16 protein-coding genes and 6 tRNA genes are annotated in these 18,507 nt (G+C 67.5%); 17 read left to right on the top strand and 5 right to left on the bottom strand.

The window, feature by feature from the left end:
- The first annotated feature begins 12 nt into the window (after positions 1 to 12).
- The 9 genes from IJ15_RS0100665 (at position 13) to IJ15_RS0100625 (ending at position 4,104) form a co-directional block, all read left to right on the top strand.
- Positions 13 to 759 carry an MBL fold metallo-hydrolase gene (locus tag IJ15_RS0100665; protein ID WP_031936421.1) on the top strand — a complete coding sequence of 249 codons (747 nt, stop codon included), beginning with the start codon at positions 13 to 15 and terminating at the stop codon, positions 757 to 759.
- A gap of 400 nt (positions 760 to 1,159) precedes the next feature.
- A tRNA-Lys gene (locus tag IJ15_RS0100660) sits at positions 1,160 to 1,235 on the top strand.
- A gap of 179 nt (positions 1,236 to 1,414) precedes the next feature.
- Complete coding sequence (locus tag IJ15_RS0100655) at positions 1,415 to 2,407, top strand: magnesium transporter CorA family protein (protein WP_231569375.1); 993 nt, start codon at positions 1,415 to 1,417, stop codon at positions 2,405 to 2,407.
- Positions 2,408 to 2,657: 250 nt separating this feature from the next.
- Positions 2,658 to 3,314, top strand: a complete 657-nt coding sequence (locus IJ15_RS0100650; RefSeq protein WP_031936419.1) for a TetR/AcrR family transcriptional regulator — start codon at positions 2,658 to 2,660, stop codon at positions 3,312 to 3,314.
- A gap of 126 nt (positions 3,315 to 3,440) precedes the next feature.
- A tRNA-Glu gene (locus tag IJ15_RS0100645) sits at positions 3,441 to 3,513 on the top strand.
- Positions 3,514 to 3,572: 59 nt separating this feature from the next.
- A tRNA-Asp gene (locus IJ15_RS0100640) sits at positions 3,573 to 3,646 on the top strand.
- Between the two features lie 55 nt (positions 3,647 to 3,701).
- Positions 3,702 to 3,778, top strand: a tRNA-Phe gene (locus tag IJ15_RS0100635).
- 121 nt (positions 3,779 to 3,899) lie between these two features.
- Positions 3,900 to 3,973 (top strand) — tRNA-Asp (locus IJ15_RS0100630).
- Positions 3,974 to 4,027: 54 nt separating this feature from the next.
- Positions 4,028 to 4,104: transfer RNA gene (locus IJ15_RS0100625), tRNA-Phe, on the top strand.
- A gap of 35 nt (positions 4,105 to 4,139) precedes the next feature.
- On the opposite strand, the gene IJ15_RS0100620 is transcribed toward IJ15_RS0100625, so the two are convergent.
- The gene (locus IJ15_RS0100620) at positions 4,140 to 4,898 is read right to left on the bottom strand and encodes an IclR family transcriptional regulator (protein WP_031936418.1); all 759 of its coding nucleotides are present in this window, start codon (positions 4,896 to 4,898) and stop codon (positions 4,140 to 4,142) included.
- 284 nt (positions 4,899 to 5,182) lie between these two features.
- Here IJ15_RS0100620 and IJ15_RS0100615 point away from each other — a divergent pair, with 284 nt between their 5' ends.
- From IJ15_RS0100615 to IJ15_RS0100600, 4 genes are all read left to right on the top strand, one after another.
- The gene (locus IJ15_RS0100615) at positions 5,183 to 5,785 is read left to right on the top strand and encodes a TetR family transcriptional regulator (protein WP_031936417.1); all 603 of its coding nucleotides are present in this window, start codon (positions 5,183 to 5,185) and stop codon (positions 5,783 to 5,785) included.
- 323 nt (positions 5,786 to 6,108) lie between these two features.
- Positions 6,109 to 7,284 (top strand): 3-hydroxy-9,10-secoandrosta-1,3,5(10)-triene-9,17-dione monooxygenase oxygenase subunit, encoded by a 1,176-nt coding sequence (hsaA, locus tag IJ15_RS0100610; protein ID WP_031936416.1) that lies wholly within the window; start codon positions 6,109 to 6,111, stop codon positions 7,282 to 7,284.
- 35 nt (positions 7,285 to 7,319) lie between these two features.
- Positions 7,320 to 8,942, top strand: a complete 1,623-nt coding sequence (locus IJ15_RS0100605; protein WP_031936415.1) for an FAD-binding protein — start codon at positions 7,320 to 7,322, stop codon at positions 8,940 to 8,942.
- Positions 8,943 to 8,953: 11 nt separating this feature from the next.
- On the top strand, positions 8,954 to 9,520 hold the full coding sequence (locus IJ15_RS0100600; RefSeq protein ID WP_031936414.1) for a TetR/AcrR family transcriptional regulator: 567 nt from the start codon (positions 8,954 to 8,956) through the stop codon (positions 9,518 to 9,520).
- 19 nt (positions 9,521 to 9,539) lie between these two features.
- Here the strand turns inward: IJ15_RS0100600 and IJ15_RS0100595 are convergent, their stop codons facing one another.
- Together IJ15_RS0100595 and IJ15_RS0100590 are read right to left on the bottom strand one after the other, a co-directional pair.
- Positions 9,540 to 10,316, bottom strand: coding sequence for an SDR family NAD(P)-dependent oxidoreductase (locus IJ15_RS0100595; RefSeq protein ID WP_031936413.1), 777 nt, complete (start codon positions 10,314 to 10,316; stop codon positions 9,540 to 9,542).
- Positions 10,317 to 10,427: 111 nt separating this feature from the next.
- The gene (locus IJ15_RS0100590) at positions 10,428 to 11,321 is read right to left on the bottom strand and encodes a pseudouridine synthase (RefSeq protein ID WP_031936412.1); all 894 of its coding nucleotides are present in this window, start codon (positions 11,319 to 11,321) and stop codon (positions 10,428 to 10,430) included.
- Between the two features lie 383 nt (positions 11,322 to 11,704).
- Between IJ15_RS0100590 and IJ15_RS0100585 the strand changes: the two genes are divergently transcribed.
- Genes IJ15_RS0100585 through IJ15_RS0100575 form a run of 3 tightly spaced genes read left to right on the top strand, consistent with a single transcriptional unit; the run spans position 11,705 to position 14,179 of the window.
- Positions 11,705 to 12,694 carry an alpha/beta hydrolase gene (locus IJ15_RS0100585; RefSeq protein ID WP_031936411.1) on the top strand — a complete coding sequence of 330 codons (990 nt, stop codon included), beginning with the start codon at positions 11,705 to 11,707 and terminating at the stop codon, positions 12,692 to 12,694.
- Between the two features lie 58 nt (positions 12,695 to 12,752).
- The gene (locus IJ15_RS0100580) at positions 12,753 to 13,634 is read left to right on the top strand and encodes an oxidoreductase (protein WP_031936410.1); all 882 of its coding nucleotides are present in this window, start codon (positions 12,753 to 12,755) and stop codon (positions 13,632 to 13,634) included.
- A 5-nt stretch (positions 13,635 to 13,639) separates the two neighbouring features.
- Positions 13,640 to 14,179: a VOC family protein gene (locus IJ15_RS0100575; RefSeq protein ID WP_031936409.1), complete on the top strand. Its 540-nt coding sequence runs from the start codon at positions 13,640 to 13,642 to the stop codon at positions 14,177 to 14,179.
- A 1-nt stretch (position 14,180) separates the two neighbouring features.
- Here the strand turns inward: IJ15_RS0100575 and IJ15_RS0100570 are convergent, their stop codons facing one another.
- Positions 14,181 to 15,227: a hypothetical protein gene (locus IJ15_RS0100570; RefSeq protein ID WP_031936408.1), complete on the bottom strand. Its 1,047-nt coding sequence runs from the start codon at positions 15,225 to 15,227 to the stop codon at positions 14,181 to 14,183.
- 126 nt (positions 15,228 to 15,353) lie between these two features.
- On the opposite strand from IJ15_RS0100570, the gene IJ15_RS0100565 reads away from it, so the two are divergent.
- The gene (locus IJ15_RS0100565) at positions 15,354 to 17,786 is read left to right on the top strand and encodes an ATP-dependent Clp protease ATP-binding subunit (RefSeq protein ID WP_031936407.1); all 2,433 of its coding nucleotides are present in this window, start codon (positions 15,354 to 15,356) and stop codon (positions 17,784 to 17,786) included.
- A gap of 64 nt (positions 17,787 to 17,850) precedes the next feature.
- On the opposite strand, the gene IJ15_RS0100560 is transcribed toward IJ15_RS0100565, so the two are convergent.
- Entirely contained in the window at positions 17,851 to 18,432 is a 582-nt protein-coding gene (locus IJ15_RS0100560) for a TetR/AcrR family transcriptional regulator (protein WP_031936406.1), read from the bottom strand.
- Between the last annotated feature and the right edge of the window lie 75 nt (positions 18,433 to 18,507).

The following is an 18,507-nucleotide window of genomic DNA, read 5'->3' as shown; positions in this document are numbered from 1 at the left end:
GAGGTGGAACCCATGCCGACCGGAGTCACCGAACCCACCGGGATCACCGAGATCGCGGCCGACGTCTTCCGCCTCTCGACGTTCGTCGACGAGGCGGATCTGGTGATGAACCAGTTCCTGATCCGCGGGCAGGAGCCGCTGCTCTTCCACACCGGTCTGCCGGTGCTGTTCCCGTCGGTCGCGGGTGCGGTCGCCCGGTTGCTGCCCGTCGACTCGCTGCGCTGGATCACGTTCGGGCATGTGGAGGCGGACGAGAGCGGCTCGATGAACCGGTGGCTCGCCGCCGCTCCCGACGCCGTGGTGGCGCACGGGGCGATGGGATGTTTCGTGCAGATCGGCTACCTGGCCGATCGCCCGCCCCGACCGTTGCAGGACGGCGAGGTCATCGACATCGGTGGCCGTCGGATACGACGTATCGAGACCCCGCACGTTCCGCACGGCTGGGACGCCGGCCTGATGTTCGAGGAGACGACGTCGACGTTGCTGTGCGGTGACTTCTTCACCGCGTTCGGGCGACTGCCCGACCAGACCGAGCACGACATCGTCGAACCGGCGTTGGCGGCCGAGGACCTCGGGCACGCGACGGCGCTGACACCGGCGCTCGGGTCCACCCTCTGCGAACTGGCCGACCTCGAACCGTCGGTGCTGGGACTGATGCACGGCCCGGCCTACCGCGGTGACTGTCCTGCGGCGCTGCGCGAACTCGCGGGCGCGTACGACGAGCGTTTGAACGCCGAATTGGCTCGCCGACGGACCTGAGCTGAGATCGTCAGCCGAAATCGTCCGGGCACGTGGGTCCTTCGTCCCGTCTTCGGGGGTCCTTGCTCCCGACATCCGCTCCGGCCCTTCCGGAGCACCGTGCGGTGTGGTGATCTGTGGGTGCCTCTTCGCGCAGAGGCCGACCGTCGGCTTCGGGTGCTGTCGACGGTTCTGCTGGACGCCCCGTCAGTCTGGAGACGGGGCGTTCGCCATTTCTTCCCGAAGGGACCTTCGTCGAACCCTCGGGGGAGGGAGTCGTCGGTGCACCGGTGCGGCACACTTTCGCACCGGTACACCGACGGCCGGATAGTCCGGCGCGGCACCGATCCTCGTCGCGATCGCGAATACCGGGGGCGAAGTTCCCACGAGCCGAGCGATCCCACTAGACTGCTGCCCGCACGCCCCTATAGCTCAGTTGGTAGAGCTACGGACTTTTAATCCGCAGGTCGTAGGTTCGAGCCCTACTGGGGGCACCAACCCTCACCAGGCAGCTAGCCGGGTGGGGGTTTCTTCTTTTCCCGAACCTGCCACGAGCGTGCCGACACGGCGGGGTTGATCGCATGTCGGGCCGGCGCATCTGGGTGATGATCGAGGCGTGGGCGAAACGACGCGGCAGGGATCGGATCATTCGACAGGGTCGGACGGCACAGTCCAGGTGAGTTGCGTTCATCGCAACCGGCTGTACCGGGGCGGGGCGCTGGTTGCGTCGGACGTGCCGTTGGCGGAGTTGGCCGGGCACCGGGCGGACCCGGACGCGGTGATCTGGGTGGATCTGCTGGCGCCGACGCTGGCCGATCTGCTCGCGCTGGCGCCGATGGTGGACGGCGAGGTCGAGTTGCATCCCCTCGCGATCGAGAATGCGGCCGAGGGCAGTCAGCGTCCTCGGTTGGTGCGGTACCGCGATCACAGTCTTCTGCACGCGCGGGCGGTGCGCATCGACGGCCGCGACGGATCGCCCGCTTCGACGCGGGTGGCCGCGTTCATTCTCCAACGGGCGTTGATCACCATTCGCTCCGACGACGGGTTCCCGTTGGAGCCACTGCTCGCGGAGTGGGACGACATCGGGGCGCTCAGCGAACGCGGTGTCGGGTTCCTGCTGCACTCGCTGCTCGACCAGTTGGTCGACGGCTACTTCGAGGTCCTGGACGACCTCGACGAGCGGATCCAGGCCCTCGAGGACGAATTGTTGGAAGGGTCCGGCCCGACCCGGGGCATCCAGTTGCAGAGTTTCGCGTTGCGCAAGGACGTCGTGAAGCTCTCGCGGGTCGTTCTGCCGATGAACGAGGCGCTGAGCGCCTTGCTGCGGCCGGGGGCGCACGCGGCTTCCGCCGAGATCGTGCCGTACTACCAGGACGTGTACGACCATGCGTTGCGCGCGACGGAGCGGATCGACAGCCTCCGCGACACGATCGAGTCGATCCTCGCGACCAGCCTGGCGATGCAGGGCAATTCGCTCAACGAGATCATGAAGAAGCTGACCGCGTGGGCGGCGATCATCGCGATACCGACCGGAGTGACGGGGTATTTCGGGCAGAACATCCCGTTTCCCGGCTATTCGGATCCGCTCGGCTTCTGGCTCAGCGCCGTGTTGCTGGTCGGTCTGGCGTCCGGGCTGTGGGTGAGTTTCCGGCGACGCGGGTGGTTGTAGGCGCCGGGCTGTCGAGCCGATCCGAGAGGCGGATCCGGAGGGACGTGCGGCTCGGGTGTACACCCCCTGCAGCGCACCCGAGCCGCGAAAATTATACCACTCGGTGTGTTTTTGACCTTTGCCGTCGAAGTCCGAGGTCAGCGGATCGTTGTTTCGGACCCCGGCACAAGGGGACTAGTCTGGTTTTCGGGCGGGAGGCAGCCGGTCGGGCACTCGGCCGGCGTTACGGCTTTCGGAGGCGAGTAGCGCAATGGCACGTCAACAGGAACGTGCGCGGCGGACTCGCGCTGCGATCGTGGAAGCGGCCGCAGTCGAGTTCAGCAAGCGCGGATACGCGGCAGCATCGGTGAATGCGATCCTCGAGGGATCACACGCGACCAAGGGCGCGATGTACTTCCACTTCGAATCGAAGGAGGAACTCGGGCGCGCGGTGCTGGGTGCCGCCCTCGAGAAATTCAAGGAGACGACGGACCGGTGGATGAGCCGGACGGATCTGGATCCGTTCGAGATCCTGCACGGCCTCATCGACGACGTTGCGCAGATGTTCCTGTCCGACGCGATCGTGCAGGCGGAGTTCCGGTTGATCATCGAGCCGGAGTTCTACTCGGACGTGCAGAACGGCGGGGCGAGCGTGTGGGGCGGTTCCGCACGCGATCTGGTGCAGAGGGCGAGCCGGGACGGGTTGGTGCGGGAGGGCGCCGATCTGGAGAAGTTCACGCGTGTCCTCGCGGCCGGCCTGGCCGGGCAGCGGTACATGTCCGATCTGACGGCACAGGAGGTCGACCTGCGGGCGAGGTTCGAGGAGACGCTCGAGGTGGTTCTCGCCGGGATGGCGTCGGATGCGTGGCTGGAGAAGTGGCGTCGTGAGGGATGGCCGGCGGCGACGGTTGTCGCGGCACCGGACTGATTCGGGCACTGATTCCGCCTTTGTGGGGCCTGAACAGGCGATTTGTGGTTTGCGAAATCGGTGACCTAAGCTATGCAAGCTCCCAACGGAACGCCGTTGAGGGTACTGGCCGGAGAAATCCGACGAGCCCCCTTCGTCTAGCGGCCTAGGACGCCGCCCTTTCAAGGCGGTAGCGCGGGTTCGAATCCCGTAGGGGGTACGCTTCGCTTGTCGAAGCAGGCAGTAGCAGGCAGTACAGTTGAATAGCAGTAACAGCAAGGCCCTGTGGCGCAGTTGGTTAGCGCGCCGCCCTGTCACGGCGGAGGTCGCGGGTTCGAGTCCCGTCAGGGTCGCTTTGTCTCACCGGAAACGGTGGGGCGAGATAGGCATTCGGTTCGGGTGCCGTCCGGCCAGGTAGCTCAGTTGGTACGAGCGTCCGCCTGAAAAGCGGAAGGTCGCCGGTTCGATCCCGGCTCTGGCCACCATAGGAAGTCGACAGACTCCGCAACGAGGATGACAACTCGATCGCGGAGTCTTCGCATGCAAGACTCTTGCGTGCACCGGCTCCCTGTGGAAGCAGTACAGTTCCACCAGTAGTAACAGCAAGGCCCTGTGGCGCAGTTGGTTAGCGCGCCGCCCTGTCACGGCGGAGGTCGCGGGTTCGAGTCCCGTCAGGGTCGCTCATTCGAGTCGGAATCGACTCGATGCGATAGGCATTCGTTCGGGTGCCTTCCGGCCAGGTAGCTCAGTTGGTACGAGCGTCCGCCTGAAAAGCGGAAGGTCGCCGGTTCGATCCCGGCTCTGGCCACCACTTCTCTCTCTCCGAGTCCTCTTCTCGGTCTTCTCTCAGCCCTCGGCGAGTCGTGTCGAGATCATCCGCGTCGCTCCCGCGAGCAGTGGCAGGACCCGTTGCAACTGGTCGGTGGAGACACGGCCGCGCAGCGAGACGCAACCCAGTTGGACCGCATCGGTTTCCCCGGAACGTATTGCCGCAGCAACGGACAGCACTCCCGACGGATCGGTGTCCCAGGCGCGGGCGCTGCGTGTCCGGATGACTGCCAGATGACGATGCAGGGTCGGCAGTGCCGCCGGCGCCAGAATGTCCCGATAGAGCGCGTCGACGTGCTCCGGGGGTAGCAGGGCGAGCATCGAGCGTCCCTCGATGGTGCGATCCGCGCGGCTGCGGCCGCCGACCCGGGTGGCGATGGAGTCCGCGCAACGCCCACCGACCTTGTCCAGCCACACGATGTCGCGCCCGTCCAGCACTGACAGGTGCGTGATCAGTTTCGTCCGCAGATGCAGTTGATGCAGGTGCGGTGCGGCGACGGCGCGAAGTTCGTCGCGTTCGGTGCTGCGCCCGAGGGCGATCGCCCGCCACCCGAGGCGGTATCCGAACCCGTTGTGGCGAAGCCAGTTCAGCTGGGTGAGCTGGTCGAGGATCCGGTGCGTCGTCGACCGCGGGATGTGGGTCAGCTGGACCAGGTCCTCCGCGGTCAGCCTGGTGCCGGCGCCGTCGAACTGGTCGAGGATCAGGGTGATCCGCTCGGCCATGGTCGGCGGCACGCTCGAAGCCGAGACGTCCAGGTCGTCGTCGATGACCGTCATGTGCCCTCCAGTCGTCGGCCGAGTCGGAGATCCGGTCCTGTGATGAGTATCGAGTAGTACCTGAGTTATACCCACCCGGCCGCCGTCGCGCCAAGCTGGAGGTGGTCTCCGACCACCGACGGTCGGTTACTCGGCAGTACGAATCGGTCGTCGAAACCTATATAGAGCAAGGGCCTTTCGGTAGAAACAAGAATATAGTTTCAAATCGGTGGGTGGGGCGGGGACCTCTCGCGGGTCCGTGGCTCGGCTACCGTGACCGGGTGCGACCTGACTGCGAGGCCCCGATGGCGACCACGGAGATGACGTCGAACCAACGTGCGCGGCGTGCGGCGTTGACGGACGCCGTGATCGAGTTGCTGCAGGAGGTGGAGCCGGACCGGATCCAGATGCGGGAGGTGTCCGAGCGGTCGCGGGTGGCGCTGGGCACCTTGTACCGGTACTTCCCGACCAAGGCGCACCTGATGGCTGCGTCGATGGTGGCGTGGAACGATCGGCTGTCGCGCAAGCTGGACGCCGAGCGTCGGCGGGCCCGCGAATCCGGGACGCCGGATCCGCGCAGTGTTCTGGACCGGGTGGTGGCGCTGTACCGGCGGCAGATGCGGGCCTTTCGGCGAGGCCCCAACTTCGCGCGCCTCGACCTCGAACTCGCGATGTCGTCCGACCCCTACGTGCGCGAGTCGATGCGGTGTCGGGCCGCGGACAATCACGCTGCGGTGCGCGAGTTGATGGACGGCGTCCCCGGCGACGTGGCGCGCACGGCGATCCTCGCGATCGACGGGGCCATGCTGTCGGCCATGACGTTCTGGGTCGCGGGGCGGATCAGCTACGCGCAGGCCGTGCGCAATGTCGATGACGTCGCCCGGCTGGTGCTCGCCGACTACGGCTGACTGTCGGACGGGGGCCTCGCTCGCCCGTCACCCGAGAATCTAGAACAGATTCCACCCCCACGGCACGGCCTCGACGAGCGATGGGGCGCGGGGTGGTCCGGCGGGTCGGTCCGGCGGGCTCCTCGTGCTGTCGTGCCAGTTGGGGCGGTATGTCTGGTGTCGGTTCGGTGGCTCGCCCACGACGGGACGCTGAGCGGTTTCCTGCGCCGATGATCGACAAAATTTGTACCCTGTTCTAATCTCTGGGCCAGTGCAGGTGATCGTCCGAGATATCGGTCGGTGCGGACGTGGCCGGGGGCGACCTCGGTTGGGATTGGGGCTCGATGGGTGACCGGCAAGTCGCGGATGTACTGCGCGACATCGAGGCGCTCCTGCCGGAGTTGCGCGAACGTGCCCAGGACGTCGAGGACGCGCGGCAGGTCCCGGTCGACGTGGTCCGCAGGCTCACCGATGCCGGGCACTTCCGGATGCTGCAACCGAGTCGTTTCGGGGGGTACGAGGCCGATCCGCGGGACTACTACGCGGCGGTGCGGTCGCTGGCAAGTGCCTGCGGTTCCACGGGGTGGGTCGCATCCGTCGTGGGTGTCCACCCGTGGCACCTGGCGCTGTTCGATCCCCGCGCCCAGCAGGACGTGTGGGGTGAGAACCCGGACACCTTGTTGTCCTCGGCGTACGCGCCGATGGGCCGTGCCATCGCCTCCGACGGCGGGTACTTCTTCTCCGGGCGGTGGAGTTATTCGTCGGGGTCCGCGCATGCCGACTGGGTGCTGGTGGGTGGTCTGGTCGTCGACGACGCCGGCGATCCGATCGATTTCCGCACGTTCCTCGTGCCGGCCCGCGACTACACGGTCGACGACGTCTGGGACACGGTCGGACTGCGGGGCACCGGTAGCAACGACATCGTGATCGACGACGCCTTCGTGCCCGAGTACCGCACCCTGAGCTTCGCCTCGACCGTGCAGTGCGTCGGACCGGGGCAGGACGCGAATCCATCTCCGCTGTACCGGCTTCCGTTCTCTGTCGTGTTCTCCACCGCCATCTCGGCACCGATCGTGGGAATGGCCGACGGCATGTACTCCGCGTTCACATCGTTGATCGCGGAGCGGGTGCAGATGCCGATCGGTGGGCGCACTGCCGACGGGAACCACATGCACGTGGCCCTCGCCGAGTCCGCCCGCGACATCGAACTCGCCTGGATGCAGTTGGACAGCAACATCTCCCGGTTGACGGAGCTCGCCGAGAACGGCGACCGACTGCCGTTGTCGTTGCGCGCGAAGATTCGGCGGGATCAGGTGAGTGCCACCGGGATGGCGGTCGCCGCGATCGATCGGTTGTTCGACCATGCCGGTGGTGGCGCGCTGCGTCGGGGGACACCGATGCAGCGGTTCTGGCGTGACGCACACGCGGGCCGGGCGCACGTGATCAACGACCCGCATCAAGCGCTGGCGCTCTTCGGGCGGAGCGAACTGGGACAGGACATCCGCGACGCGTGGGTGTGACACGCGAGGCGACCGAATCGACGAGGAGACGGAACATGCAGGTGCACAGTGAGTCCGAGCGCTGGGACGGCGAGGCGGACGTCGTGGTCGTCGGCTTCGGTGCGGCCGGTGCCAGCGCGGCGATCGAGGCGTCGGACCGGGGCGCGCAGGTGCTGGTGGTGGAGCGTTTCGACGGAGGCGGCGCCACGGCGATCAGCGGCGGCATCTACTACGCGGGCGGCGGCACGACGCAGCAGAAGGAGGCCGGGTTCGACAACGACACCCCGGCGAACATGTTCGAGTACCTCGGGCTCGAGACGTCGGGTGTGGTCTCGGACGAACTGCTCGACGATTTCTGCGAGCGCAGCGTCGAGAACCTGCAGTGGCTCGAGGGGCTGGGGGTGCCGTTCGAGGGCAGCATGGCGCCGCGGAAGACGTCGTACCCCACCAACGACTACTACCTGTACTACTCGGGCAACGAACTGGCGCCGCCGTACAAGGATGTCGCCGAACCGGCGCCGCGCGGGCACCGCACCAAGGGGCGGGGGACGTCGGGCAAGGTCTTCTTCTCCGCGATGGAGAAGGCCGCCCGCAAGCGGCGGATCGATGTGCGCCGGCAGACCACGGTCACGTCGCTCATCACCGACGACGGCGGCACCGTGATCGGAATCGAGTGCCGGGAGGTGGATCCGCGGGCGACCGTGCGCCGTGTTCTGCACCGGGTGCTCGGCTCGTGGAACCGCAAGATGAACCTGTACTACCGGCCGATCGGCCGGCTCATGGACGGCCCGATCGGCCGCATCGAGCGTGAGCACTCGGTGGTTCGGCGGTACCGGGCCCGCAAGGGCGTCATCCTCGCCGCCGGTGGGTTCGCCTTCAACCGGGAGATGCTGAAGGAACACGCGCCGCGGTACCTCGGCGGCACCGCGCTGGGAACGATCGGCGACGACGGCAGCGGCATCCGGTTGGGGCAGTCGGTGGGCGGCGCGACCGACCGGATGGAGCGGGTGTCGGCGTGGCGGTTCTTCAATCCGCCGATCGCGATGACGGAGGGCATCCTCGTCAACAAGGAGGGCGAACGCATCTGCAACGAGTTGTACTACGGCGCGAAGATCGGTGAGCACATCGCCGAGCAGACGGATGTGGCCGCGTACCTGGTCGTCGATTCCCGAGTCCTGGCCGACGCGAAGCGTCAGGTGCCCGAGCAGACGTTGTGGTTCCAGCGGTTGCAGACCACGTACCTGTTCAGCGTCGGACACAAGAAGGGTGCCACCGCCGAGGACTTGGCCCGCCGCACCGGGATCGATCCGGTGGGGCTGGCGCGCACCCTCGATCGGTACAACGCGGACCGGCGCGACGGTCGCCCCGACGTGATGGGCAAGGACGCCGCGCATGTCACGCCGCTGGTCGACGGGCCCTTCTACGCGTTCGACTGCTCGATTCGTGTGCAGGCCGGGTTCCCGTGCCCGGTGCTCACGTTGGGCGGGCTGGTCGTCGACGAGCAGACCGGCGCGGTGACCGGGGAGGACGGCAGTCCGATCCCGGGCCTGTACGCCGCCGGCCGCAACGCGGTGGGGATCTGTTCGCAGTCGTACGTCAGCGGCCTGTCGATCGCGGACTGCGTGTACTCGGGACGTCGAGCAGGGGCCGTCGTCGCTCGGAGTTCCACCGTCGCGTAGCCTCCGGACATGTGTCTGGCAATTTCGAATCGACCCGCCGCCGTCTGACGTCCAAGCAGGCGGAGACGGTCTCCCGCCTCACCCGCTGCGCGGTGGAGGTGCTTCGGGAGAACGGTTTCGCCGGATTGACCGTTCGTTTGGTGGCGGCGCAGGCGGGGGTCGCGCCGGCCACGGCGTACACCTACTTCTCGTCCAAGGAACACCTGGTGGCGGAGGTGTTCTGGCGTCGACTCTCGGCCATGCCGAGTGATTCCGAGCCGTCCGACGACCGCACGACGCGGGTCGTCGGGGTGCTGCGCAGCGTCGCGCTCCTGGTGTCGGACGAGCCGGAGCTGGCTGCCGCGGTCACCACCGCGCTGCTCGGCCGCGACCCGGACGTGACGCACCTGCGGATGCGGATCGGCATCGAGATCCGGAAGCGACTGCTCGAAGCGCTCGGTCCGGAGCCCGACGACGATCTGCTCGAGGCGCTCGAGATGCTCTACGCGGGTGCACTGTTGCGCGCCGGCATGGGCTACGACTCGTACGGGCACATCGCGGACCGGCTCGAGTGCTCGGCCCGGATGATCCTGCCGTGAACCCGAGCCGGTCGCGCGATCAGACGGTGTAGCCGCCGTCGACGTTGAGCTTCTGTCCCGTGACGAATCCGGCCTTGTCGCTGGCGAGGAAGTGGACGGCCTCCGCGATGTCGACAGCGGTGCCGAACTTCTGCAAGGGGATGCGGCTCAGTGTGACGTCGAGGGCCCGCTGGTCGAGGCTCTGTGAGCTGATCAGGCGTTCGGCCATGCCGTCGGTGAGCATGCCGGGCCCGACGGCGTTGAAGCGGACGCCGTAGCGTCCCTCCTCGGCCGCGAATCCGCGCACGAGGGCCTCGACGGCGCCCTTGGTGCCGGCGGACAGGCCGTCACGCACCGGGTAGCGGTCGGTGGCGGCGGTGGTCACCGCGACCACGGAGCCCGACGCCTCCCGCAGTGCCGGCAGGCATGCCTGCACGACGGTGAAGAACGCGGTCGCCTCGGCGTTGAGATGCTCTGCGTACGTGGACGGTTCGATGCGGGACAGGTGAACCATCGGAATGTGCGGTCCGGCGGCGTGGACCAGGATCGAGAGGTCGCCGAAGTCGGCGGTGACGGTGCGGACCAGGTCGCCCAGCTGATCGACGTCGCACAGATCGACGCGGTGGGCGGCGCCCCGGACCCCGAGTTCCTCGATCTCGGTGACCAGTTCGGTCGCGGCCTCGGCGTTGGACCGGTAGGTGAGGACCACGTTGTGGCCCTGGGCGGCGAGACGGCGGACGACGGCGGCGCCGATGCCGCCGGTGCCGCCGGTGACGAGGGCGGTGGTGGGCGTCGAACTCGACGATGAGGTGGTCACGGCGTGCTCCCGGGTGTCGTGGGGTGGGTGTTCTCGTGAACCCCCAGGCAACCTAGCACTTGCTTGGTATGGCGGGACCGGGTTCCACCACGGAGCGGGAAAGGGGTGCGGTCAGACCTCGAGCGTGCGACGACTCTCGAAGCGGCGGCGCGTGCCGGTGAATGGGTCGTCGAACTCGATGCTGCGCGCGAGGAGTTGCAGGGGCGCCGAGTAGTCGTCGCCCGCGACGTCGTAGAACTCCGGGTAGAAGTTGTCGCCGAGGATCGGAAGGCCTAGCGAACTCATGTGCAGTCGCAGCTGATGGGTCTTGCCCGTGTGCGGCAGGAGACGGTACCGGCCGATGCCGTCCCGCGTCCCGATCAGTTCGATCCGGCTCTCGGCGTTCGGGATTCCGGGGACCTCGCGGGCCTGTAAGACGCCGCGCTCCTTGATGATTCGACTGCAAACGGTGGTGGGCAGCTGCACGCTCGGATCGTGGCGGGCCAAGGCCTCGTACTCCTTCGTCACACGACGCTCGTCGAACAGCGACTGGTAGGCCCGTCGTGCCTCCTGGCGGACGGTGAGCACCAGCACGCCCGCGGTGATCCGGTCCAGGCGGTGCGCGGGGGTGAGTTCGGGTAGGTCGAGATCGCGGCGCAGGCGGACCAGCGCCGACTCGACGACGTAGGCCCCGCGTGGGGTGCTCGCGAGGAAGTGCGGTTTGTCGACGACGAGGAGGTTCTCGTCGCGGTGCAGGATCTCGATCTCGAACGGCACCCGCTTCTCCGCCGGGGGATCGCGGTACAGGTAGACGAACCCGTGCCGGCGGTACTCAGTCGTCCGGGTGATCGGGGAGCCGTGTTCGTCGACGATCTCACCGGCGTCGGTCTTCTCGAGCAGGCGCGCCGCGTCGTCGGGGAAGCGGTCCAGCAGGTAGGCGACCGTGGTGGGCCACGACGTGTCGTTCGGCAGCCGGAGCCGGGTGGGGTTGAGGCCGTCGCGGACGGGCAGGGGAGCGGCGGGCACACGCCGACGGTACCCGCCGGCGGGCACGCGGCCCAGGGCGCGGGCGCGAGTTGTGCGCAAGTCGTTGACGTGCACACGGCCGTAACTTACCCTTCGGTAAGTTTCGGCGCGTGCCGCCCTCGAGGGGTGGGTGGCTGGGCCGTCGTCACGCCGGTGCGCTGCGGTCGCGAATCCGCGCCGCGCGCGCTGTCGGCGGGGGTCGGGGTGGCGTAGCACGACTTCGGCCGATTCCCGGAAATTCTCATGAAATTCTCATGAATTCGAATTTCGAGAGATTTGCCACATTCGCGAGTGTTAACGCATCGGTGTGCGCGGAAGATCAATCGTGTGGTCGGATTCGTTTTGTTCGTCGAGATCGGCGGCTCGTGGAGGAAGAAGTTGGGATGTATCTCGCCGTAAATCGACGGAGGATCTGGAACAACCCCGTGGCGGTTCTGCTCGCCGCACTGCTCGTGTTCGCCGGGGTGGCGGTGGGGGCGGCGCCGATCGCGGCGGCCGAGCCGATCCGTCAGGTGCAGCGGGGTGGCTACCAGGAACTGTGGGTTCCGTCCTCGATGGGGGACATCAAGGTTCAGGTCCAGTGGGCCGAGCGTGGAGGCAATGCGTCTCTGTATCTCTTGGACGGCATGCGGGCCGGGAACGATCGCAACGCCTGGACCTTCGAGACCAACGCGATGGAACAATTCGCGCGCGACAATGTCACCCTCGTCATGCCCGTCGGTGGTGAGGCGAGTTTCTATTCGGACTGGTACAACCCCAGTAATTTCAACAATCAGAAGTTCACGTACAAGTGGGAGACATTCCTTACCCGTGAATTGCCCGACTATCTCGCCAGATTCGGTGTGAATCGGGCGAATACCGGGATCGTGGGATTGTCGATGGGTGGCACGGCGTCAATGACGCTCGCGGCCTATCACCGCGATCAGTTCAAGTTCGCGGGTTCACTGTCGGGCTATCTGCACACGACGGCGCCCGGGATGCGGGAGGCCATCCGGTTGGCGCTGTACGACGTCGGCCGCTACAACGCCGATTCGATGTGGGGTTTCCCCTGGGATCCGGCGTGGCTCCGTAACGACCCCTTCGTCTCGGCGCCGCAATTGCAGGGAATGTCGCTCTACGTCTCGTCGGGCAGCGGACTCCCGGGTGTGTACGACCGCCCGTCGGATCCGATCGGTTACTGGAACACGACGATGGGTATGGGCCTCGAATTCGTCTCGATGATCACGTCGCGGGCATTCCAGGTTCGGCTCGCCACCCTCGGAATCCCGGCGACATTCAAGTTCAATGCCACGGGCATTCACTCCTGGCCGTACTGGTCGGCGGAGTTGTGGCAGGCCCGGCCGCAGATCCTGAACGCTCTCGACGCGTGGTGACGAGACCACTCCGGTAGGACTGACGCCCCGTTGATCACGATTTCCGTACTCTGTGGCCATGACCACATGGACCACGCGGGACATCGTCGATCAGCGGGGCCGGACGTTCGTCGTGACCGGCGCGAACAGCGGCCTGGGCGCGGAGGCCGCCAAGGCGCTCGCGCGGGCCGGGGCGCACGTCGTGCTCGCGTGCCGTGACGTCGACAAGGGGCGGGCCGTCGCGGCCGGACTGGGGGAGAACGCCGAGGTCCGCAAGCTGGATCTCGCCGACCTGGCGTCGGTGCAGGAGTTCGCCGCCTCGATCGACTCGCTCGACGTGCTGGTCAACAACGCCGGCGTGATGGCGGTGCCGTTGCGCCGCACCGTCGACGGGTTCGAGATGCAGATCGGCACCAACCACCTCGGCCACTTCGCGCTCACCGGGCTGCTGCTCGACAAGATCCGCGACCGGGTCGTGACGATGTCGAGTGCGATGCACAAGATCGGGAGCATCGACCTCGACGACCTCAACTGGGAGCGGCGGACCTACCGGCGCTGGCCCGCCTACGGGCAGTCCAAGCTCGCGAATCTGTTGTTCACGTACGAGTTGCAGCGCAAACTGTCGGCGTCGGGCTCGAATGTCCGGGCGCTCGCGTCGCATCCCGGGTACGCGTCGACGAACCTGCAGTCGCACACCGAGTCGATCTCGAGCCGGGTCATGGCGCTGGCCAACCCGGTGATCGCGCAGTCGGCGGAGATGGGCGCGCTGCCGATGCTGTACGCCGCCACCGTGCCCGACGTGGCCGGCGGCAGCTACCTCGGCCCGTCGTCGCTGTTCGAGACGCGGGGCTATCCCAAAGTGGTTTCCTCGAACCGGAAGTCGCACGACCGGAGCGTTGCGCGACAATTGTGGACGCTGTCGGAGCAACTGACCGGCGTCAACTACAACTTCGGAGGCTGACCGCGTTGGCGATCGAGCGACTCAACCACGCTGTCCTGTTCGTGTCGGACCTGCAGCGCAGTCTGGCGTTCTATCAGGATGTGCTGGGGTTCAAGGCACTTCCCGGCGGATTCCCGGGCGCGGCGTTCCTGCAGGCACAGGACTCGGTGAACGATCACGATCTGGGCCTGTTCCAGAGCCCGAACCCGAGCAGCGGCGTCACCCCGGGCAACGTCGGCCTCTATCACCTGGCGTGGGAGGTCGACACCCTCGCGGGGCTCGCCGAGATGTGGGACCGTCTGCTCGCCGCCGGCGCGCTGACCGGCGCCAGCAACCACTGTTCCACCAAGGCGCTGTACGGCCGTGACCCCGATGGCATCGAGTTCGAGGTGTGCTGGCTGGTGCCCGACGCCCTCGCGATCGACGAACTGGTTCCGGCGCAGCCGCCGACGCGTCCGCTCGACATCGACGCGGAGATCGCCCGCTACGGAGCCGACACCCGGGGCGGTCCGCGCACCGACCGGCATCTCTGGGATCGGGTGCACGCGGCACGCGCCCGCGGCTGAGCTAGTCGATCGCGTCCGTGCCGGCCCGGGCGGGTGTCCACGGACCAGTCGGGGTCCGGTGCCACTCGATCGGGTCGTCGTCGATGGTGATGACGCCCGCGCGCAGCCAGAAGGTGGCGTCCGGGTCCCAGCCGGCGAGCACGGTCGCACCCGGGCGCTCGACCAGTGGGATCGCGATTCCGGGCGTGGTGAGGTAGCCGTGCACGGTCAGGTGCACCGCGTCGTAGTCGGCGGCGACGGCCACCCAGTCCGGGATGTGCCAGTCGAGGTATCGCCCGGTGGTGTAGTACCACTCTGAACGCCGCGACGCCGGTACCGGAAACGGATAGCTGTCTACCAGGCGTGCCCAGTCCGCCGGCCCCCCGATCTCGTACGCCCGGGGCGTGCCGTCAACGCGCACCGGCCGGACGCGGGCGCGGTCGTAGCCCATCGAGTCCTCCTCCAGCAGCAACTCGAGGGCGCCGACCCCCTCTCGCTCCCTGGTCGTGCTCGGTGTCGAACTGGGAACCGGCGTCGACCACCACTCGCCGCCGACGTTCGAACCGGGATCCTCCGCCAGGTACTGCCGGAAGCGGGCCTCCCACTCGAGTGCGTGGTGCCGCCATCGGTCCAGGGCGTCGTCGGGGCGGTGGTCCGCGAGCGGCCTTTCGGCCCAACCGCGTTCGGGACGGAACCCCTCCACCGAACGTTGATTGTCGACATCGACCGGGTCGCCCCACCAGGCGGCGTGGGGAGAGGACAGCGCGGCCTGGGCGATCGGGCGCAGCGCCGCAACGGCATCCGGGTGGGCGAACAGTAGATCCTCCTCGTCGGGCGGCTGCCAGTAGCGCGCGAAGTCCACCGCGAGGCCGAGCGCGTCGAGCAGTGCGGCCTCCGGCAGCGCGGCCACCGCGCGGGCGTCGACCTTCGCGAGCGTGTCGAGCACGGTGCGGTGCGTCCGCGGCCGCATGTGCAGCGAGACCTGCTCGTCGTCGTGGCACAGATAGCCGACGTTGGCGCTGAAGAACCGCCCGCGCGGGCAGTCGAGAAGTCGTGACACGAGATCCACCGGTCGACGATAGCGCCACCCACCCCCGAACTGTGTCGGCCCTCACATCGGCCGGGTGATCGGAATTGAATCAACTCCAAGCATGTTCCATGAGTCGATAGGACTCAACTTTGGAGGAGGCTGCGAATGCCGGCATTCTTCGGGCCCGAGGGGCCCGGGCGCATCGACATCACCCGGCTGATGAGCAACGAAGCTCAGATGCTCATGGCAGAGGCCGCGCAGTTCGCGGCCGGACGCGGTGATGCGGGTTTGGACGCACTGCACATCCTGCACGTGGCCGCGGTCAAGGACCCGGTGCGCGACATGGTCAAGCGTGTGGGCGGGGACCCGGAGGCGATCTCGAAGGACGCGGAGGCGCATCTGCCCCGCGGTCGGGAAGCCGTCCCGACGCCGCCGACGGTCACGGCCGCCGGTCGTCGGACGCTGCTCGACGCCCACCAGATCGCGCGTGCACTCGGCTCGACGTACATCGATCCCGAGCACATCTTCCTGTCTCTGGTCTCCAACGGGGACTCGACGACCGGACGTATTCTCGCGTCTGCCGGTGTCACGCCGGAGTCGATGCAGTCCGCGGTGAACGCGGGTCCCGCCGAACCGCAGCAGGAATCGGCCACGCCGACCCTGGACAAGTACGGCACCGACCTGACCGATCGCGCCCGCTCCGGCGGCGTCGACCCGGTCATCGGCCGCGGCGACGAGATCGAGCAGACCATCGAGATCCTCGCCCGGCGGACCAAGAACAACCCGGTCCTGGTCGGCGAGGCCGGTGTCGGCAAGACTGCCGTCGTCGAAGGCCTGGCGCAGCGCATCGTGGACGGTGACGTCCCGGACGTGCTGGCGGACAAGAAGATCGTCCAGCTGGACCTGGCGGGCATGCTGTCCGGTACCCGCTACCGCGGTGACTTCGAGGAGCGGCTGACCAAGGCCGTCGACGAGATCGTCGCGCAGGACGGCCAGGTCATCGTCTTCATCGACGAGATCCACACCATCGTGGGTGCGGGTGCCGGCGGCGAGGGCGCGATGGACGCCGGGAACATCCTCAAGCCCAAGCTGGCTCGCGGTGACCTGCACATCGTCGGCGCTACCACGCTCGACGAGTACCGCAAGCACATCGAGAAGGACTCGGCCCTCGAGCGACGCTTCCAGCCGGTGACGGTGAACGAGCCCAGCCCCGAGGACGCCGAGGCGATCCTGACGGGCCTGCGCGAGCGGTACGAGGAGCATCACCGCGTCCGCTACACCGACGAGGCGATCACGGCGGCGGTCGAGTTGTCGTCGCGGTACATCGCCGACCGGTTCCTGCCGGACAAGGCGATCGACCTGCTCGACCAGGCGGGTGCACGAAAGCGTCTGCAACTCGGCGCGTCCACCCCGGATGCGAAGGCGTTGCAGCAGCGGATCGTGCGGCTCGAACGGGACAAGGACAGTGCGGTGCAGGCCGAGCAGTACGAGCGTGCGTCGCAGCTGCGGGACGAGATCGCGGGTGTGGAGAAGCGTCTCGCGGAGGCGCGTGACGGTGCGCCGGCCACGGCCGAGACACCGTCGGTGACCGCGGACGACATCGCCGAGGTCGTCGCCCGTGCCACCGGAATCCCGGCCAGCCGGATGACGCAGAAGGAGAAGGAGCGCCTGCGCCGCCTGGAGGACGAACTGCACCAGCGGGTCGTCGGTCAGGAGGACGCCGTCGCGGCGATCGCGCGGGCGGTGCGCCGCAGCCGGACCGGCATGGGCGATCCGCGTCGGCCCGTCGGTAGCTTCCTGTTCCTGGGCCCGACCGGTGTCGGCAAGACGGAACTCGCGAAGGCGTTGGCGCAGTCGCTGTTCGGTGACGAGAGCAAGATGCTGCGGCTCGACATGAGCGAGTTCGGCGAGCGGCACACCGCGAGCCGGTTGGTCGGCGCCCCTCCGGGGTATGTCGGCTACGGCGAGGCCGGTCAGCTCACCGAACAGGTGCGTCGGCACCCGTACTCGGTGATCCTGCTCGACGAGATCGAGAAGGCGCACCCGGACGTGTTCAACGTGCTGCTGCAGGTGCTCGACGACGGGCGGCTGACCGACGGTCAGGGCCGGACGGTGGACTTCAAGAACACCGTGCTGATCATGACCAGCAACCTGGGCTCGGACATCATCTCGAGCAAGGGCGGGGCGCTCGGCTTCACCACCGGTGACGCCGCCGCGGCCGAGAAGCCGTTGCGCGACAGGGTGATGGGTCGGCTGCGGGAGTCGTTCCGGCCGGAGTTCCTCAACCGGATCGACGAGATCGTGATCTTCCGGAAGCTCGAGGCCCAGCAGCTGCATCGGATCACCGATCTGCTGTTGAGCGAGAGCCGGGACCGGTTGCGGACCAAGGACATCGACATCGAGTTCACCCCCGATGCGGTGGACTGGATCGCCGAGCACGGGCACCAGCCCGAGTTCGGGGCGCGGCCGCTGCGTCGGACCATCGCCCGTGAGGTCGACGACCGTATCGCCGATCTGCTGCTGGACGATGTGCTCGACGCCGGCGGACGGATCACCGTGACCGTCTCCGGCGACGAACTCGACCTCGTCGTGAACTGATCGCGGCAGAAGACAGGGGCGGTGCAAGCGAATTCGATTCGCCTGCACCGCCCCTGTCGTGTGTCTAGCGGACGCGCGCCCCGTCGACGAAGATCGACGTGATCTCGTGTGCGAACTGGGCATTGGACTTCGTCGGGGAGGGACGGAACCACCGACTGGTGAGCCACACCGCGTCACGCATCAACTGGTAGAAGTCGAGAGGCTCGATGTCGCCGCGGAGGATGCCGGCCGCCTGCGCCTCCTCGATGCACTGCAGCCATAACGTCGCCGCGAAATCGCCCTTGTCGCCCAGGCTGGCCTCGAGCATCTGATCGCGCATGTACTCCGTCTCGGCCTGCCAGATCGCGGTCGCGTGACGGTGGTGCTCGGCGGTGTCGATCGCGACGAGGACGAGGGCCTCGAGTCGTTCGATCGGCGGAAGATCCTGCGCGATCACCGCGGAGCACCTCTGGTGCAACTCGTCCACGTACACCCGGATGATCTCGGTGACGATGGCGTCCTTGGACGGGAAGTAGTGGTAGAGCGTGCCGGAGTAGACACCGCACGCGTCGGCGATCTCGCGGACCGTCGTCGCGGAGATGCCCTTCGTCGCGAAGATCTCACCGGAACGGTCGAGTATCTGACGCCGACGTTCCTGCGGATCCATTCGGATTCCCCCTGTACCTGGGTCGATTCTGTGTCGGGCGAGGCGCCTCATGCTACCCGTGCCCGCGCAGCCGGT

Origin of the sequence: Prescottella defluvii (genome assembly GCF_000738775.1) — a bacterium.
Classification (GTDB): Bacteria; Actinomycetota; Actinomycetes; order Mycobacteriales; family Mycobacteriaceae; genus Prescottella; species Prescottella defluvii.
This window is presented reverse-complemented; position numbering and strand designations above follow the sequence as displayed.

Coding starts and splice junctions, on each gene's coding strand:
- IJ15_RS0100665 (WP_031936421.1), top strand. CDS start 13: ATGCCGACCGGAGTCACCGAACCCACCGGGATCACCGAGATCGCGGCC.
- IJ15_RS0100650 (WP_031936419.1), top strand. CDS start 2,658: ATGGCACGTCAACAGGAACGTGCGCGGCGGACTCGCGCTGCGATCGTG.
- IJ15_RS0100620 (WP_031936418.1), bottom strand. CDS start 4,898: ATGACGGTCATCGACGACGACCTGGACGTCTCGGCTTCGAGCGTGCCG.
- IJ15_RS0100615 (WP_031936417.1), top strand. CDS start 5,183: ATGGCGACCACGGAGATGACGTCGAACCAACGTGCGCGGCGTGCGGCG.
- hsaA (WP_031936416.1), top strand. CDS start 6,109: ATGGGTGACCGGCAAGTCGCGGATGTACTGCGCGACATCGAGGCGCTC.
- IJ15_RS0100605 (WP_031936415.1), top strand. CDS start 7,320: ATGCAGGTGCACAGTGAGTCCGAGCGCTGGGACGGCGAGGCGGACGTC.
- IJ15_RS0100585 (WP_031936411.1), top strand. CDS start 11,705: ATGTATCTCGCCGTAAATCGACGGAGGATCTGGAACAACCCCGTGGCG.
- IJ15_RS0100580 (WP_031936410.1), top strand. CDS start 12,753: ATGACCACATGGACCACGCGGGACATCGTCGATCAGCGGGGCCGGACG.
- IJ15_RS0100565 (WP_031936407.1), top strand. CDS start 15,354: ATGCCGGCATTCTTCGGGCCCGAGGGGCCCGGGCGCATCGACATCACC.
- IJ15_RS0100560 (WP_031936406.1), bottom strand. CDS start 18,432: ATGGATCCGCAGGAACGTCGGCGTCAGATACTCGACCGTTCCGGTGAG.